Source organism: Ulvibacterium marinum (assembly GCF_003626755.1).
In the GTDB taxonomy this organism is placed as follows: Bacteria; Bacteroidota; Bacteroidia; order Flavobacteriales; family Flavobacteriaceae; genus Ulvibacterium; species Ulvibacterium marinum.
On the sequence record NZ_RBCJ01000003.1, the window covers coordinates 119,802 to 135,847 of the forward strand.

At 41.9% G+C, this 16,046-nt stretch carries 17 protein-coding genes; 14 read left to right on the forward strand and 3 right to left on the reverse strand.

Going from position 1 to position 16,046, the window contains the following annotated elements; translation table 11 throughout:
- Window positions 1–103: 103 nt before the first annotated feature.
- On the forward strand, window positions 104–1,558 hold the full coding sequence (locus tag D7Z94_RS13560; protein WP_245967200.1) for a mandelate racemase/muconate lactonizing enzyme family protein: 1,455 nt from the start codon (window positions 104–106) through the stop codon (window positions 1,556–1,558).
- Window positions 1,559–1,566: 8 nt separating this feature from the next.
- Here the strand turns inward: D7Z94_RS13560 and D7Z94_RS13565 are convergent, their stop codons facing one another.
- A complete protein-coding gene (locus D7Z94_RS13565; RefSeq protein WP_120712156.1) occupies window positions 1,567–2,439 on the reverse strand; it encodes a PIG-L deacetylase family protein in 873 nt (290 codons plus the stop codon).
- Between the two features lie 16 nt (window positions 2,440–2,455).
- Window positions 2,456–3,847, reverse strand: coding sequence for a Gfo/Idh/MocA family protein (locus D7Z94_RS13570; RefSeq protein WP_120712157.1), 1,392 nt, complete (start codon window positions 3,845–3,847; stop codon window positions 2,456–2,458).
- Window positions 3,848–4,009: 162 nt separating this feature from the next.
- On the opposite strand from D7Z94_RS13570, the gene D7Z94_RS13575 reads away from it, so the two are divergent.
- The 3 genes from D7Z94_RS13575 to D7Z94_RS13585 all read left to right on the forward strand — a co-directional run bounded on the left by D7Z94_RS13575 (window position 4,010) and on the right by D7Z94_RS13585 (window position 7,427).
- Window positions 4,010–4,387 carry a hypothetical protein gene (locus D7Z94_RS13575; RefSeq protein WP_120712158.1) on the forward strand — a complete coding sequence of 126 codons (378 nt, stop codon included), beginning with the start codon at window positions 4,010–4,012 and terminating at the stop codon, window positions 4,385–4,387.
- Window positions 4,388–4,480: 93 nt separating this feature from the next.
- Window positions 4,481–6,550, forward strand: coding sequence for a TonB-dependent receptor (locus tag D7Z94_RS13580; RefSeq protein ID WP_245967201.1), 2,070 nt, complete (start codon window positions 4,481–4,483; stop codon window positions 6,548–6,550).
- 19 nt (window positions 6,551–6,569) lie between these two features.
- Entirely contained in the window at window positions 6,570–7,427 is an 858-nt protein-coding gene (locus tag D7Z94_RS13585) for a hypothetical protein (RefSeq protein WP_245967202.1), read from the forward strand.
- A 67-nt stretch (window positions 7,428–7,494) separates the two neighbouring features.
- Here D7Z94_RS13585 and D7Z94_RS13590 read toward each other — a convergent pair whose 3' ends face one another.
- Window positions 7,495–7,926 carry an RrF2 family transcriptional regulator gene (locus D7Z94_RS13590; protein WP_120712159.1) on the reverse strand — a complete coding sequence of 144 codons (432 nt, stop codon included), beginning with the start codon at window positions 7,924–7,926 and terminating at the stop codon, window positions 7,495–7,497.
- Between the two features lie 126 nt (window positions 7,927–8,052).
- Here D7Z94_RS13590 and D7Z94_RS13595 point away from each other — a divergent pair, with 126 nt between their 5' ends.
- From D7Z94_RS13595 to D7Z94_RS13640, 10 genes are all read left to right on the forward strand, one after another.
- Entirely contained in the window at window positions 8,053–8,559 is a 507-nt protein-coding gene (locus D7Z94_RS13595; RefSeq protein ID WP_120712160.1) for a c-type cytochrome, read from the forward strand.
- A gap of 7 nt (window positions 8,560–8,566) precedes the next feature.
- Window positions 8,567–9,154, forward strand: a complete 588-nt coding sequence (locus D7Z94_RS13600; RefSeq protein ID WP_120712161.1) for a fasciclin domain-containing protein — start codon at window positions 8,567–8,569, stop codon at window positions 9,152–9,154.
- 32 nt (window positions 9,155–9,186) lie between these two features.
- The gene (gene nosZ, locus D7Z94_RS13605) at window positions 9,187–11,142 is read left to right on the forward strand and encodes a Sec-dependent nitrous-oxide reductase (protein WP_120712162.1); all 1,956 of its coding nucleotides are present in this window, start codon (window positions 9,187–9,189) and stop codon (window positions 11,140–11,142) included.
- Between the two features lie 238 nt (window positions 11,143–11,380).
- Complete coding sequence (locus D7Z94_RS13610; RefSeq protein WP_120713129.1) at window positions 11,381–11,977, forward strand: hypothetical protein; 597 nt, start codon at window positions 11,381–11,383, stop codon at window positions 11,975–11,977.
- A 2-nt stretch (window positions 11,978–11,979) separates the two neighbouring features.
- The gene (locus tag D7Z94_RS13615; protein WP_120712163.1) at window positions 11,980–12,414 is read left to right on the forward strand and encodes a nitrous oxide reductase accessory protein NosL; all 435 of its coding nucleotides are present in this window, start codon (window positions 11,980–11,982) and stop codon (window positions 12,412–12,414) included.
- A gap of 3 nt (window positions 12,415–12,417) precedes the next feature.
- On the forward strand, window positions 12,418–12,711 hold the full coding sequence (locus D7Z94_RS13620; RefSeq protein WP_120713130.1) for a cupin domain-containing protein: 294 nt from the start codon (window positions 12,418–12,420) through the stop codon (window positions 12,709–12,711).
- Window position 12,712: 1 nt separating this feature from the next.
- Window positions 12,713–13,147 (forward strand): CopD family protein, encoded by a 435-nt coding sequence (locus D7Z94_RS13625; RefSeq protein WP_120712164.1) that lies wholly within the window; start codon window positions 12,713–12,715, stop codon window positions 13,145–13,147.
- A gap of 65 nt (window positions 13,148–13,212) precedes the next feature.
- On the forward strand, window positions 13,213–14,394 hold the full coding sequence (locus D7Z94_RS13630; protein ID WP_245967250.1) for a nitrous oxide reductase family maturation protein NosD: 1,182 nt from the start codon (window positions 13,213–13,215) through the stop codon (window positions 14,392–14,394).
- Complete coding sequence (locus D7Z94_RS13635; RefSeq protein ID WP_120712166.1) at window positions 14,391–15,101, forward strand: ABC transporter ATP-binding protein; 711 nt, start codon at window positions 14,391–14,393, stop codon at window positions 15,099–15,101. The genes D7Z94_RS13630 and D7Z94_RS13635 overlap by 4 nt, the downstream gene beginning before the upstream one ends.
- Entirely contained in the window at window positions 15,094–15,876 is a 783-nt protein-coding gene (locus tag D7Z94_RS13640) for an ABC transporter permease (protein WP_120712167.1), read from the forward strand. The genes D7Z94_RS13635 and D7Z94_RS13640 overlap by 8 nt, the downstream gene beginning before the upstream one ends.
- Window positions 15,877–16,046: the final 170 nt, after the last annotated feature.

Genomic DNA, 16,046 nt, shown 5'->3' on the forward strand with positions numbered 1-16,046 from the left:
TAGGAGTAAAAAAATCCCTAATTTACAGAGGTTATTCTATCGTCTGACTAGGGTTATACGATTTGGGTACGTATCCATACAAAACAATTTATACTTTACCACTATGAAGTTTACCACCAACAAGCTAAACCGTCCAGTGAACGGGGATTCCAAAATGAAAAAAGAAGATGAGGCCAAAAGCAGACGGTCTTTTTTGAAGAAGGCCGGTTTGGGAGGTCTCAGTCTAGCAAGTTTTACTGGGGCATCTGCCCATATTGGGGATCAGATTGCCTACGCTTCCCAGAATGTTAACCGAAATTCCAGTCCTTCCGATCTTAAAATTACCGATTTGAGAATTGCGGAAATTGGAGGTGACGTGGTGTTCCGAACGCCAATTGTCCGTATTTACACCAATCAAGGTATTGTAGGACATGGTGATGTGCGCGATGGCGCCGCCAAGGAATATGCTTTGTTCCTAAAGAGTAGGCTATTGGGCGAAAATCCCTGTAACGTGGAACGCCTATTTGGTATCATTAAGCAGTTTGGGCATCATGGAAGACAAGGTGGCGGAGTATCCGGAGTGGAAATGGCATTATGGGATTTGGCCGGAAAGGCGTACAACGTTCCGGTGTACCAAATGTTAGGTGGAAAATATAGGGATAAGGTAAGGGTATACTGTGATACCACGGTTTCAAAAGACCCGGTTGAATACGCCAATAGGATGCAGGCTAGGGTAGATCAAGGGTATACTGCTTTAAAAATGGATATCGGTATTAATTTGATCAAGGATATACCAGGAGCACTTATCAATGGTCATGAGGCGGACTATAATCCGTACCAACACCAGTCCACAAAGTATAATATGACGAAGCATCCTTTTACAAGGATACAGATTACGGAAAAAGGGGTTGATAAACTGATGGAGTATTTAGATGTGATGCGTTCCAAAATAGGGTATGATATTCCTATGGGAACGGATCATTGGGGCCATATTGGGGTCAACGAGGCCATTAAGCTGGCAAGGGCTTCGGAGCGTTATAATTTAGCCTATATGGAAGATGTCATTCCATGGCAATATACCGATCAATGGAGGGAAATTACAGAGTCATCAACTACCCCAACCCAGACCGGGGAGGATATTTACAGGCTTGAAGGTGGTTTTGAGGAACTGATCAAAACCAGGGCTGTGGATATCGTTCATCCAGACCCCAACACTGCGGGAGGTATCTTGGAAACAAAACGTATAGGCGATTTTGCTTCCAAACATGGTATTGGTTTCATGCATCACCATGCTGCTGGCCCCGTGTCTTTCCTAGGCTGTGTACATAGTGCTGCGGCTACTGAGAACTTCATGTGGCTGGAACATCATGCCGTAGATAAAAAAGATTGGGAAAATTTGGTTACCGGTTTTGATGGGCCTATTGTAAAAGATGGTTATGTAACCGTACCGGAAAAACCAGGTATTGGTGTAGAACTCAATGAGGAAGTGGTAAAGAAATACCTCGTCAAGGGCGAGAAACTGTTCGCACCTACCCCGGAATGGGACAAGATACGGGCATGGGATAGGCTTTGGAGTTAATCCAAATCCTATTCTTTTTTAAGCATGGGAAACAATCTTTTGATTTCGGTTTCGGAGGGTTGTTTCCCATATTCACATATTTCAAACCCTTCTGCATGCTTTGCGTTTGCCGCCTTGGCGCCGTACCACGTTTTTAGGCACTCCAAGGTTGCCCTATTAGGTTTACGTGATCGCCAATTGGCCAAAAATTCCAATCGACCCTTTTCGTCCTTGGGTACTTTGTCCAAATTGCCGGATGTCCAGGGAAGCCAATCAAAAAATTGGGACTCGTGTGCCGCCATGGCATGAATTTTCTGATTAAAAACATCGTCTATGATAACAGCAATATCCGGTTCAAACGGACTGGGTTTTTGAAATCTATCTTCAGAATACAAAAAAACCGGATTTTTTTCCAAGGGAGGGGTATCGGCCGCAACATTGGGAACAATGACCATATAGGCCGCATCCTGTACCAAAACCCCAGTGTACCTATGATCCGGATGGTAATCATTGGGTCTAGGGGCAATTACGATATCGGCGTTCCATTTTCGGATTTCTCGGATGACCTTTAATCTATTTTCCAAGGTCGGCATCAATTCCCCATCATGGTTGTCCAGAACGGTATATTCCACCCCAAATCGTTTTCCGGCTTCTTTGGCCTCCGCAATTCGAATTTTGGCCAGCTCACCACCACCCATGGCATAGTGCCCCGCATCTCCATTGGTCAAGGAGACGAATTTCACTTTGTGGCCCATTTTTGAAAAGAGAATGGCCGTACCTCCAGCATCCACATCACAATCATCGGGATGTGCCCCGAATACAATAACATTCAACGGATCTTCTTGGGCGTACATAAACAATGAAATTAAGAGCGAACAAAGGAACAACTGATTTTTTCTCATAATCTATAAACTTGGATTACATTAGCTTCATGGAAACGGGATCCCAATCAACCGGTGATTTCTTGTAATAACTATCATTGGCCAAAAGCGCAGCTCCCGCGGCCCTTAATCCAAAGGTAGGGTCTTGAATTACTTTTCCTTTTCCTCGGACGGCTGTAAAGAAGTTATAAAAATGGTCATGGTGGGCACCTTTATAATTTCTTGGCGCTTCCCAAGTGGTACCACCAATGTTTAAGGCCGAATCCCGAGTTTCTAAATTTTGGGCGGCATAGCCTTCACGTATTTTCTCCTGTGTGGCTTCCGTAAAGGCAACCATGGAATAACCACCGGGGACCATGCCCAATTTAGATCGCCTTACGGTAACCGAATTTTGTCCTACTTCCATTTCACCTTCCGTTCCTATCAATTTAAACCCACCACCACCGCCTGAGCCTGCAATGAAATTGATCCGAAAAGCAGCATTGAATGCGGCATGAGTGTCGGTTTTTGGATAGTCATAAAGAGTTATGCTAACATCGGGCACATCGCGACCGTCATTCCAATAGCGGAGTCCACCTGTAGCCAAGGCCCGGTTTGGACCATGGGAACTGATGACATGATTCAAGGTAGAAAAAGCATGTACAAAAAGGTCACCGGCAACCCCGGTGCCATAGTCCTTATAATTACGCCACCTAAAGAATCTTTTTAGCTCGTAAGGTACCTCTGGCGCATTGCCCAGAAAAGTATCAAAATCCACGGAATCGGGACTGGCATCTGGTGGAATGGGGTATTGCCAAGCTCCTTCGGCCGAGTATCGGTCATTGTAAAAGTCCAACATCACGATTTCCCCAATTGCACCATCTTCATAGAGTTGTTTGGCCTTTTCATTCCCTAGGGAAGACATCCCTTGACTCCCGATCTGGCAGATTTTTCCGGTCGATTTTTGTGTGGAGATGATTTCTTGACCGTCTTGCCATCGTTGTACCATTGGTTTTTCACAATAGACATGTTTCCCGGCTTTTAGTGCATCAACGGCAATTTTCTTATGCCAATGATCCGGAGTGGCCACAATAACGGCATCAATATCCTTTCGGTTCAGGAGTTTGCGATAATCCCGGGTAACAAAGATATCATCGCCCCAAAGTTCCTTGGCACGATCCAATCTTCCGGAGTATAGATCACAGGCAGCGACCAATTTTACACCGGAAACGGACAGTGCAGCCCTTGTGTCATAAATACCTTGTATCCCGGAGCCGATCAGCCCCAAATTAATTTGGTCATTGGCCGTGTATTGCTCATCAAGGTAATCTCGTTTCATTAAAACTTTTTCGCCTTCTGAGGCAGAAATAAGAAATGGTGCCGAGGTCATGGCAGCGGAACCCAATGTGGCCTTTTTCAGGAATGACCTTCTAGACGGATTTTTCTTCATTATTCTATGGCTTTTGGAATTTAGTTGTAATGGCGATGGAAGTTACGTTTTTTGTTGTTCTGCTCCAAGGCATTTTTTGGCAGAAAAAAATAAAAGACCTTTTTATCCTTAATATGATTTTTATCATGTTTTCCTCTGTGGGAGGAGCCTACATTTGTTTCCATGAAAAGCTATGTAATCCTTTTTGTAGCAATGCTCATGCTGTTGAAGCCGCTCTGGCCCATTGCGGAGTATGTTATGAACTATGACTACATCGTAAACGTGCTTTGTGAAAATAAGGATAAGCCGCAATTGAAGTGCGACGGAAAATGCTATCTTTCCAAGCAATTGGCCAAGGAAGCGGAACAAAGTAAAAGCAATCCTTTCGGAGAAGATCAGGCAAAAACCGAAATTCAGCACGTTGTTTTTTTTCAATCCTTACCGCAAATGGATTTACGTGTATTCCTTTCACAGTCTACAATGGAAAATTCGCAATTTATTGAGGTTCTTCGATCAAATCTTTTTACTTCCAATATTTCCCAACCACCCGAGTTGGCCTAATTCAATTTGATGTACAAATTTTTGCTATGGACAAAAGGTTTGTCCACAAAGCTTGTACCCTTAAACTTTTGAATTAGTCCAAAACAGAAACAGATGAAAACCATATTGAATGGTAGGCCAAGCCGCCCTAAAGCGACAGGTCTAAAAGGCAAATCCTTGTTGCTTGCCGTGTTATGCGCTGTAGTATTTCATTGGCAAAGCATATCTCAAGAGCCAAGGGTGATAATGGCAAAGGATTCCATACTTCCTATCGACTTAAATGAGGTAATCGTCATCTCCTCTTACAAAAGAACGTTGGAGCATAATTCGCACCATAAACCACTCTCCACATTGGACCAGTATTTGGAGTCCTCCAAAAAAGTAAACCTGATAAAAAGGGGGGGCTATGCCTGGGAGCCGGTACTGAACGATATGACCACGGAACGCCTGTCCGTCACCATTGACGGGATGCGTATTTTTGGTGCCTGCACGGATAGAATGGATCCCATAACCTCCTATGTTGATGTTTCCAATCTGTCCGATATACATGTTGCCTGTGGTCAACAAGGGGCGGAACATGGAGCTACCATTGGAGGGGCAATCGACCTGCGCTTGGAAAAGAGCAATTTTAGACCTGATGGATGGGTAGGCTCTATTGAAACTGGTGGTGAGACCAATAATGCCTCACAGATCATTGGCGGTGAATTGAACTATTCCGATGAAAAATTTTATGTGGATACTGATATTATCTACCGTAAGGCCGAGAATTATGTTGCCGGTGGTGGCGAGGAGGTCGCTTTTTCCCAATTTGAAAAATATAACCTCTCGGTCAATGCAGGTTACAAGGTTTCCGAAGACCAAAAACTGTTGGCCAGTTTCATTTTTGATGAGGCCCGCGATGTGGGATACCCCGCCTTGCCCATGGATGTTTCCCTGGCACGGGCCTTTATAGGTTCCGTCAGTTGGATACAAACAGATTTCATGGGTGACTTCAAGAATTGGGAAACCAAGCTGTATGCCAATTCCATTACCCATATCATGGATGATAGCCAAAGGCCCGATGTTCCCATTCGAATGGATATGCCCGGATGGAGCGATACCTATGGCTATTTTTCCCAAGCCACGCTTAAGCGCAATAACCACCAATTCTTATTGAAACTGGATGGATTTTATAATCGTTCGCTTGCCGAGATGACCATGTATCCCAACAATCCCAATGAGCGTGAAATGTTTATGCTTACTTGGCCCAATGTGCGTACTCTGAACAACGGTTTTTATGCGGAAGATGTAATAGACTTCAAGGGAAGTTCCCTAAAATTATCCACTAGATTGGCAGTACAAGGTTTTAATGTGGCCGATGAAATGGGGTTGAACAGCCTCCGGATTTTCTATCCTGAAATGGCCCAAAGGCAGACCCGCTTTCTAAAGAGCTTTTCGGCACGGTATCATAAAAAACTAAAATCGGTTCATTTGGACGGTGGGCTCTCCTACGGGGATAGGGCTCCATCCGTTTCCGAAGGTTTTGGATTTTATCTATTCAACAGTTTTGACAATCATGACTATGTTGGCGACCCAGACTTAAGGAATGAAAAGGCCATTGAGTTGAACACAAAAATATCGGTGCCTATCAAAAAATTGAATTTTAGTTTGGAAGGAAATTACTTCCACACCATGGACTTCATAGTAGGGGAGGTAAACCCTGCCTTAAGCGTAATGACCATTGGTGCAGAAGGGGTAAAGGTTTACAAAAATTTGGAACATGCCAATTTGTACAATATCTCCTTGGATACCAAGTATCAAATTACCCCGGAATTCGTTTGGACAGGATTGGTCTCCTATCACCGTGGTACGGATCAGGACGGGCGCAATCTGCCCTTTATAAGTCCTTTTACGTATAACTCCATGTTGCAATACACCCAGGGCAAATTTTCGGGATCATTAACGATGCGCGGTGCGGCGGACCAAGTGAATTTTAATCCGGAATTTGGCGAGGACCGAACCGATGCATACACCGTGTTCTCTTTATCATTGGGGAAATCGTTTTCCATTAACAATGATGATGTTTATGTAAAAACTGGTGTGGAAAACATTTTTGATGAATTCTATTCAACCTATACGGACTGGAATAATATCCCTCGGATGGGGCGTAACTTTTTTATGACCGTTTCGTATGCCATCAATTAATAACAATTAAAACTCTATTATGAAAACAATAAAATATTTAGTAACAACACTATTTCTTACCGCAAGTTTTATCTCCTGTACCGATGATTCGGATGATCCCATACCCATTGTGGAAGAGAATCCACTCGCCGAGTATACAATGCTAAAGGCCGTGAAGGCCAATAATCATAGCATTGAACTCTATTCCGAACAAGAGCAATTTACAATTGGTTATAACGAACTGTTTATCCGAATTAAGGATGAGGCTAGCGAGAGTTACGTATCCGATGCCAATATTTCTTGGAATCCTGTAATGCACATGACGGAAATGATGCACTCCTGTCCAAAATCTGAAGTTTCCAAAACGGAGAACGCCTCAGTTTACAAAGGGTCTAGCATTTTTCAAATGCCAGGAAATGCAGACGAATATTGGGAGTTGAACTTGGAGTACACTATTGCAGGACAGACCTACAATGCTACTGAGCGTATTGAGGTGAAGGCCCCTGTAGACGGCAAAAAAAGAGTAAGTGTTTTTATGGGAACGGATGAGACCCGTTACGTTTTGGCCATGATGCCTATGAAACCGGAGGTCGCCGTGAACGATTTCTCGGCCGTGCTCTTTAAGATGGAGAACATGATGACCTTTCCTGCTGTAGAGGATTATAAGATAATGATCGATCCTCGTATGCCCGGTATGGGAAACCACGGTTCTCCCAATAATGAAGATTTGACCTATGATCCGGCATCAAAAATGTACAATGGAAAATTGTCATTGACCATGACGGGCTATTGGAAAATTAACCTAAAGCTGTTGAATGATAATGATGAGGTATTGAAGGGAGAGGATGTTACTGAAGAAAATGAGGCCAGCAGCCTGTTCTTTGAGATAGAATTTTAGTTATACTTTTGGTTGTAGTTGTTTTTCCTTAAAAGACTCCTTTGAAAAAGGGGGTCTTTTTTGATTTCTAAATGGGTAAAAATGATTTTCCGGACCGGATTTCCGATGTAAGATCTTCCACTGAAGTTTCCTTTAATTTTTTTACAAAACTCGCCTTGGTATCATCCACGAGATGGTGCATGGGGCAAGGGTTTTCGTTATCGCACTTGTGCAGGCTTAGCACACAGGAAGTTAATCTATTATCACCATCTATTAAATTGATAATATCGAAAAGAAGGGTCTTTTTGTTCTCTTCGTTCAGATAGAAACCACCTCCAGGACCACGCATGGACGAAACCATATTATGTCTGGAAAGTTCTTGAAGTATTTTGGCTATGTAGGCCCGAGGAACATTTATGGGCTCACTGATATCCTTGGCCAATATTTTCTTTTCCATACTGGAATGTACCGCTAAATACAGTACGGCCTTTAGGGCATATTTTGAGGAGTTCGATAACATTTTGCAAAGCTTTTTACAAATATAGAGAATAAAAGAGTTTTTTATCCTAAATATGACTAATATCATGTTTTATACTTTTTGCCACCCTTACTTTTGCCTCATAATCAATAACAAACAATTAAGGGTATGGGAAGAATCAGTAAAAGTTTTACGGTACTGTTCACGCTACTGATATTGAGCTGTGGAGGAAAGGAAGAGAAAAAAGATGGTTTTAGCATTGAACGGAAAAAAGCCACTACGGAGAAGAAAGCGGAGACACCCACTACAAATCAGGTTAAGGCTTCGGAACGGATAGATTTGACTTCCAAAGGTGTGGGGCCCATTAATTCCATAACGTTGGATGCAGCAATAGATCAAGCCATAGCTACTCAAGGCGAAGAAGTATTTAAGCAAATGTGCATGGCCTGTCACCGGGTAGGCAAAAAGTTTATTGGACCCGCACCCAACGGAATATTGGAAAGAAGAACTCCAGAATGGATTATGAATATGATTCTTAATCCAGAGGTGATGGTAAAGGAAGATGCCTTGGCCAAAGAACTTTTAATAGAGTTCAATGGATCGCCCATGGCCAATCAGAGCCTTACGGAAGATCAGGCAAGGGCGGTACTGGAATATTTTAGAACCCTAAAGTAGATTCATAATGAAAACAACAATCAACCTCAAAATGTTGGTCGGCTGTTTTTGTATGCTGTTTTTTTTATCCAGCTGTAAAAACGAGACCAAAAACGAAACGATGACTTCCCAAACCGAAAAAGCGGAAACCGGGGAGGTGAAAAAACAGGGCCAGGCCTTTATTAAAGATGATGAGTCAACACCAAACGTACTTAACATTGCCATTGGATCCCCAGATCATACAACTCTTGTGGCTGCTGTACAGGCGGCGGATTTGGAGAATGCCCTGGTAAATGCTGGGCCATTGATGGTATTTGCCCCTACCAATGCGGCTTTTGATGCACTTCCACCTGGTACCGTGGAAGATTTGCTAAAACCTGAGAATAAAAATGCGTTGGCCAATATTCTAAAACACCACGTAACCCCTGGCAACTATAGCAAGGACTTTTTAAAGAAATTTAAGAAGTTGGGGCAGGCCAACAACCAAAACACAACTGTAGAAGTTAAAGGAGAGGACGTTTACGTGGGTGGTGCAAAAATCGTTGCCAGTATTCCTGCTGGAAACGGCATAGTACACGTAGTGGACAAGGTAATCTTACCACCTTCCGGGGAATAATTGAAAATCGAAATAACATAAAAACAACAACAATGAGAAAGTTTAAGAATCCAATGCTGGTATTGTTTGGGCTCGCCTTGGTCTTCACCAGTTGTGGGGATCAAAAAAAGGGTAATAGCGGGGCGTTGACTTCCAATGCCGCCGAAAAAGTATACGTTGCCCCTGGGGAACATGATGAGTTCTATGCCTTTGTTTCTGGTGGATTTAGTGGACAATTGTCCGTTTACGGATTGCCATCGGGAAGACTTTTCAAGGTAATTCCTGTTTTCTCCCAAGATGCCGAAAAAGCATGGGGCTACAATGAGGAAACCAAGCCCATGCTCAATACGTCCTTTGGATTTGTACCTTGGGACGATTCCCATCACCCTGATATTTCACAGACCAACGGGGAATTGGATGGCCGTTATGTATTTATAAACGGGAATAATACACCCCGTATCGCCAAAATAGATCTAACCGTTTTTGAAACAACAGAGATTATTGAGATTCCCAATAGTGCTGGTAACCATAGCTCTTCCTTTGTTACGGAGAATACCGAATATGTGGTGGCAGGGACTCGGTTTTCCGTTCCGGTACCGCAAAGGGATATGCCCATCAATGAATACAAGGGGAATTTTAAAGGAGCTTTAACGTTCATCAGTGTTGACCCGGAGGATGGGGGTATGGATATCAAGTTCCAATTGATGATGCCCGGATTTGACTATGACCTATCACACCCCGGTCGTGGCAAATCGCACGGATGGTTCTTTTTTACCACGTACAACTCCGAGGAAGCCAGTACATTACTTGAGGTAAATGCTTCACAGAATGACAAAGACTTTATTGCTGCGGTCAATTGGAAAAAGATAGAGGAATATGTAAACAATGGCGGAGGTACCAAAATGCCCTCCAACTATGCACATAATGTTTATAATGAAGAAACGCATACCGCTACTTCTACTATGGAAAAAGAAGTGCTTGTGGTAAATCCAACAGATGTACCTGGTGCTGTTTTCTTTTTGCCTACACCTAAATCACCTCACGGTTGCGATGTAGATCCATCTGGAGAATATATTGTAGGTAACGGTAAACTCTCCGCTGATTTAACGGTTCATTCCTTTACAAAAATGTTGGAAGCCATAGAAGGAAAGAAATATGACGGTGACGCATATGGTATCCCTATCTTGAAGTTCGAGGATGTTTTGGCCGGCACGGTAAGCCAACCCGGTCTTGGACCATTGCACACTGAATTTGACGGTCAAGGAAATGCATATACCACTTTCTTTATTTCCTCGGAAGTTGTCAAATGGAAATTGGGCACTTGGGAAGTAGTGGATAGACAACCTTGTTTCTACTCTGTTGGCCACTTGATGATTCCTGGTGGAAATTCTAGAAAGCCCTTTGGCAAATACGTGCTGGCCATGAATAAGATTACCAAGGACAGGTACTTGCCTACAGGTCCAGAAGTAACACAATCGGCACAGCTATATGATATTTCCGGAGAGAAGATGGAGCTCTTATTGGATTTCCCTACAGTGGGAGAACCTCATTATGCCGCAGGTATTGCCGCGGATATTGTAAAGGAACGGTCCAAAAAGATTTTCGATTTAAAGGAAAACAAGCACGAATATGGTATAACCTCAGATGCCGATGTTAGGGTGGAACGCAACGGTATGGAAGTTCATATTTACATGTCCATGATACGTAGTCACTTTAACCCTGATAATATCGAAGGAATAAAAGTAGGGGATAAGGTATACTTCCACGTTACCAATATGGAACAGGATTATGATGTGCCACACGGTGTAAGTATCATCGGTGCGAATACATCAGAATTGTTGATTATGCCCGGACAGACGGAAACCTTTGTATGGGAGCCCAAACAACCAGGGGTATGGCCATTTTATTGTACGGATTTCTGTTCCGCATTGCACCAAGAAATGCAGGGGTATGTAAGGGTATCCCCAGCTAGCTCTAACATTGACCTTTCATGGTCTTTGGGAGAATAATTAATTACCCTTAAAGATTAGTTTTTCAAACTTAAGGCAGGGCCGGCCCTATGGCCGGCCCACTTTTTAACCGGTTAACGAATTGCAGAAATGAAACGAACATGAATTTTTTTAATCAAAAACTACACGCAGAGGAACGATTAAAATAAATTTATGAGAGAACGAGTGTAACGAGTGGTTGCATGGGTTCTTAAATTTTTGGATAGCTTATTTACAGGGAATTAAAAATTTCAAACACATGAAAAAATCACGGATTATCATGGTTTTGGCCGCCTTATTGCCTTTGTTACTTTTTGTATTTCCACTTTGGAAAATTACCTTGGAAGCACCGCAATATCCTACTCCCTTGGGGATGTATATCTATATAAACGATTTTGCCGATGCCAATCCGCATGATATAAAGAATATAAATTTGATGAACCATTATGTGGGGATGAAATATATACCGGATGCCATTCCAGAATTCAAAATATTCCCAATAGGCATAATCATCACAACGGTCATTGGTTTGATCATTGCATGGAAAGCCAACCATAAATGGTTTCTGTATTGGTTTATTATGATGGTCATGGTTAGTACTGCAGGCTTAATTGATTTTTATATCTGGGAGCATGATTATGGCCATGATCTAGACCCCAAGGCTATTATGAAGTTTACCAATCCGGATGGTTCCGTAATGGGATTCCAGCCACCATTCTTTGGTTCCAAGGATATTTTAAACTTTACGGCACATTCCTATCCCCAATTGGGAGCCTATTGTTTGGGTGGAGGAATCGCCTTAGGATTGATTGCCTATTTTTTTGGGAAGAAGGAGAAACAAACCTTAAAAGACTAGTTATGCGATCACGTGGTATTCTTTTTGGTTTTTTTACAGTATTGGTGTTTGCTTGCAATGTAAAGCCTCAACCCATCGAATACGGTTCGGATGGATGCCACTTTTGCAGTATGACTATTGTTGATCGGCAGCACGCCGCACAGATGGTTACCGAGAAGGGCAAGACCTTTAAGTTTGATGCGGTAGAATGTATGATGAACCATCTAAAGGAGATAGATCAAGGTACGGTGGCGCTGTTTTTAGTAAATGATTATTCCGAACCGGGTGAATTAGTCGATGCCAAAAAGGCCACGTACTTAATCAGTGAAGGCATACCAAGCCCAATGGGAGAGTTCCTGACAGCTTTTGGTAACGATGCCGATGCAAAAAATGCCAAGGAGGGCAACGGCGGTGATTTGTATTCTTGGGATGAATTGTTGAACCGTTTTAAGCCATAAATGATGTACGAAATTAGAGAAGAAATCAAAACGCAACCTTACGATAAACTACAAATACAAAAGCTTTCCAAGAACGATGCGGCGGAGGTATTGAGTATTAGTCTTGAAAGTGGTGCAATTTTTCCGGAGCACACATCTCCTACGGACGCGCTATTGGTAGTTTTGGAAGGGGATATTCATTTTCACATCGACCATGATAACTTTCACTTAACGAAACAGGAGTATTTTTCCTTTCCTCGAGAAACTCCACATTGGGTGAAGGCAAACGAAAATTCCAAATTTCTGATAATCCGCTAAGATGTTCCTTAAAATCGTTATTTTCATCCACATTGTTGCAGCAACGATATGGACAGGAGGCCATTTGGTGCTAACCCTGGGGTTTTTGCCAAAAGCCTTAAAACAAAGAGACTTTGGGATTATCGAAAATTTCGAGTCCAAGTATGAACCTATTGGAATGCCGGCCCTGCTCATTTTGGTCGTTACCGGTGTTTATATGACTGTCCATTATGCCCCGGATTTCTTTAAGATGGATATGGCCGACCACTATACAAGACATCTAGTATTTAAATTTATTCTTTTGATATTTACATTGGCCCTGGCCGTACACGCCCGATTTTTTTTGATTCCCCAAAGGCGCTTAAAACTATTGGCAATTCATATCCTGGCAGTAACCATAATTGCCGTTCTTTTTGTTTTTACGGGATTTAGTGCAAGAAGTGGGGGACTGTTATGAACCATATATTACTACATAGCAAACTATTGTTCTTTCTCATCTTGATCGGAGGTAGTCAATTTTTGATGGGTAGGACAATTACCATCTGTTCTACATGCGAAGTATCTTCTATTAAGAAAGGAATTGCTCTAGCTGTGGAATATGACACCCTTTTAATCAAAAAAGGAACCTACAAAGAATACAATATTGTTATAGACAAACCCTTGACCCTTCTCGGAGAAGGTTACCCTGTCATTGATGGTGAGGAAAAGGGTGAGATTATTACCATTGTTTCGGACAATGTGACCGTGGATGGTCTTTTTATTATCAATGTTGGAACCAGCTACACCACAGATTATGCTGCCATTCGAGTAGTAAAGAGCGAAAATTTCCTGATACAACATGTGGTCCTTGAAAGACTTTTCTTTGGTATTTATTTGGAGAAATCGAACAATGGCAAGGTCTACCATAATAAGATTATTGGCGATGCCGTAGATGAATACAACTCGGGAAATGGCATCCAATTATGGTATTCACACCATGTTCAGGTAGACCGGAATATTGTACAAGGCACCCGTGATGGTATTTATCTTGAGTTTTCCGATAATGTTACGATCAACAACAATAGAAGTTCTGATAACATACGATATGGGCTACATTTTATGTTCTCCAATGATGATATCTACACCAACAACACATTTGAGAACAACGGAGCGGGAGTGGCCGTGATGTTTTCCAAAAATATCAGGATGCAGAACAACACGTTTCGAAAAAACTGGGGTACGGCCTCCTTTGGAATGCTCCTAAAGGAAATTAATGATGCAGAGATTAGCGGGAATACCTTTGAAGAAAACACTATTGGTATCAATATTGAAGGTTCCAATCGGATCAACTATATCGGCAATGATTTCATCAATAACGGCTGGGCCGTAAAAGTAAGGGGCGCCTGCTATACCAATATCTTTAAGAACAACAACTTTTTATATAATTCCTTTGATATTTCCTACAATAGCAAGGTGAACGACAATATATTCGAACAGAATTATTGGAGTAGCTATACTGGATACGATTTGGACAAAAATGGTATTGGTGATGTACCGTATAGACCGGTGAAACTATTCTCGTATATTGTAAATAGAACACCGGAGACCATTGTACTCTTACGTAGTCTATTTATGGACATTATTGATTTTTCGGAAAAGGTTTCACCGGTTTTTACACCGGACAATTTAATGGATCCCAATCCTTTGATGCGAAAAGTGAAATGATACAGATAGACAATCTACATAAACGATTTGGAAAGAATCAGGTACTTTCCGGGGTGGAACTGAGTATTAAGAGCGGAGGTATTTATGCAATTTTGGGCCCTAATGGATCAGGGAAGACTACACTTATCAAAAGTATTTTGGGAATGGTGATTCCAAATACGGGAATCATAAATGTGCTTGATACCAACATTAAAAACGGTTGGAGATATCGCAAGGAAATTGATTATTTACCGCAGATAGCGAATTTTCCCAATAATATTAGGGTAGGGGAATTAATACGGATGATAAAGGACTTAAGGCAAAAGCCCAGTGATGAAGACAGATTAATCAGTTTGTTTGGACTGGAACCTTTTTTGGACAAAAAACTGGGAACGCTATCCGGGGGTACCAAGCAAAAGGTGAACATTGTACTTACCTTTATGTTCAACAGCCCTTTGATGATTTTGGACGAACCCACCACGGGCTTGGATCCGGGATCCTTGATTCGGTTAAAGAAATTGATACAGGAAGAAAAGAAGAAAGGAAAAACCCTGTTGATAACTTCGCACATTATGCAGTTTGTGGAAGAAGTTGCGGATGAGATCGTTTACCTACTGGAAGGCAAGGTCTATTTTAAGGGAAGTATTGAAGAATTGAAACAAAAGACCGATCAAGTTGATGTTGAACATGCCATAGCGGCCATAGCAATGCAAACCACAGATGCTTAAAATCCTAAAATATAGCTTTTATGATTTGATGCGGAGCCGCTGGAGCTATGTGTATTTTCTTTTTTATTTGGCCCTGGGCTTTGTACTGCTCTTCCTTAACAACGATCTTTCCAAAGCGGTCATCACCTTAATGAATGTTATCATCGTGTTGGTGCCTTTGATTGGGACTATTTTTGGGGTAATGTATTTTTACAACTCAAAGGAATTCACCGAGTTGTTGTTGGCGCAACCCTTGCGCCGTTCCACCATCTTTCTGGGACAGTATTTTGGGGTCGCCGGTTCCTTGACGCTTAGCTTGTTCTTAGGCCTAGGGGTTCCGTTTATCCTTTATGGACTTTTTAGAAGTGATGCTATTTTCAACTTTACACTTTTATTGGTTACCGGAGCCTTTTTGACATTTATCTTTACGGCATTGGCGTTCAATATTGCACTTTCCAATGAAAACAGGATAAAAGGTTTCGGGTACGCGGTATTGCTTTGGTTGTTTTTGGCGGTCATTTACGATGGACTTTTTTTATTATCCCTAATTGTTTTTGAGGAGTATCCGTTGGATACGTTCTCCCTGGCAGCTACAATGTTCAATCCCATTGACCTTTCGAGAACGCTTATCCTTTTAAAATTGGACATTTCGGCACTTCTGGGATATACCGGAGCGGTTTTTAAGAAGTTCTTTGGTACTGACTTTGGTCTTTTGGTTTCCCTTGTTGTACTATTGTTTTGGACGATACTTCCTATTTGGCGATTGGCCATAAAATCAAAACGAAAGGATTTTTAATCATTTTATTGCCATTTGGAAAACATATAAAAAGTAATGGTTTGGCGTTGACTAAAGCAAAAGAAGCATTGCATTTTTTTGGTAAAATTATACGAGAAAATCAAACATCAAAGTTGAGCTAATTTAGCTCAAAACAAAAGTGCGGGTTTTATCGTACATTGTGACGAAAA

Coding starts and splice junctions, on each gene's coding strand:
- D7Z94_RS13560 (WP_245967200.1), top strand. CDS start 104: ATGAAGTTTACCACCAACAAGCTAAACCGTCCAGTGAACGGGGATTCC.
- D7Z94_RS13565 (WP_120712156.1), bottom strand. CDS start 2,439: ATGAGAAAAAATCAGTTGTTCCTTTGTTCGCTCTTAATTTCATTGTTT.
- D7Z94_RS13570 (WP_120712157.1), bottom strand. CDS start 3,847: ATGAAGAAAAATCCGTCTAGAAGGTCATTCCTGAAAAAGGCCACATTG.
- D7Z94_RS13575 (WP_120712158.1), top strand. CDS start 4,010: ATGAAAAGCTATGTAATCCTTTTTGTAGCAATGCTCATGCTGTTGAAG.
- D7Z94_RS13580 (WP_245967201.1), top strand. CDS start 4,481: ATGAAAACCATATTGAATGGTAGGCCAAGCCGCCCTAAAGCGACAGGT.
- D7Z94_RS13585 (WP_245967202.1), top strand. CDS start 6,570: ATGAAAACAATAAAATATTTAGTAACAACACTATTTCTTACCGCAAGT.
- D7Z94_RS13590 (WP_120712159.1), bottom strand. CDS start 7,926: ATGTTATCGAACTCCTCAAAATATGCCCTAAAGGCCGTACTGTATTTA.
- D7Z94_RS13595 (WP_120712160.1), top strand. CDS start 8,053: ATGGGAAGAATCAGTAAAAGTTTTACGGTACTGTTCACGCTACTGATA.
- D7Z94_RS13600 (WP_120712161.1), top strand. CDS start 8,567: ATGAAAACAACAATCAACCTCAAAATGTTGGTCGGCTGTTTTTGTATG.
- nosZ (WP_120712162.1), top strand. CDS start 9,187: ATGAGAAAGTTTAAGAATCCAATGCTGGTATTGTTTGGGCTCGCCTTG.
- D7Z94_RS13610 (WP_120713129.1), top strand. CDS start 11,381: ATGAAAAAATCACGGATTATCATGGTTTTGGCCGCCTTATTGCCTTTG.
- D7Z94_RS13615 (WP_120712163.1), top strand. CDS start 11,980: ATGCGATCACGTGGTATTCTTTTTGGTTTTTTTACAGTATTGGTGTTT.
- D7Z94_RS13620 (WP_120713130.1), top strand. CDS start 12,418: ATGTACGAAATTAGAGAAGAAATCAAAACGCAACCTTACGATAAACTA.
- D7Z94_RS13625 (WP_120712164.1), top strand. CDS start 12,713: ATGTTCCTTAAAATCGTTATTTTCATCCACATTGTTGCAGCAACGATA.
- D7Z94_RS13630 (WP_245967250.1), top strand. CDS start 13,213: ATGGGTAGGACAATTACCATCTGTTCTACATGCGAAGTATCTTCTATT.
- D7Z94_RS13635 (WP_120712166.1), top strand. CDS start 14,391: ATGATACAGATAGACAATCTACATAAACGATTTGGAAAGAATCAGGTA.
- D7Z94_RS13640 (WP_120712167.1), top strand. CDS start 15,094: ATGCTTAAAATCCTAAAATATAGCTTTTATGATTTGATGCGGAGCCGC.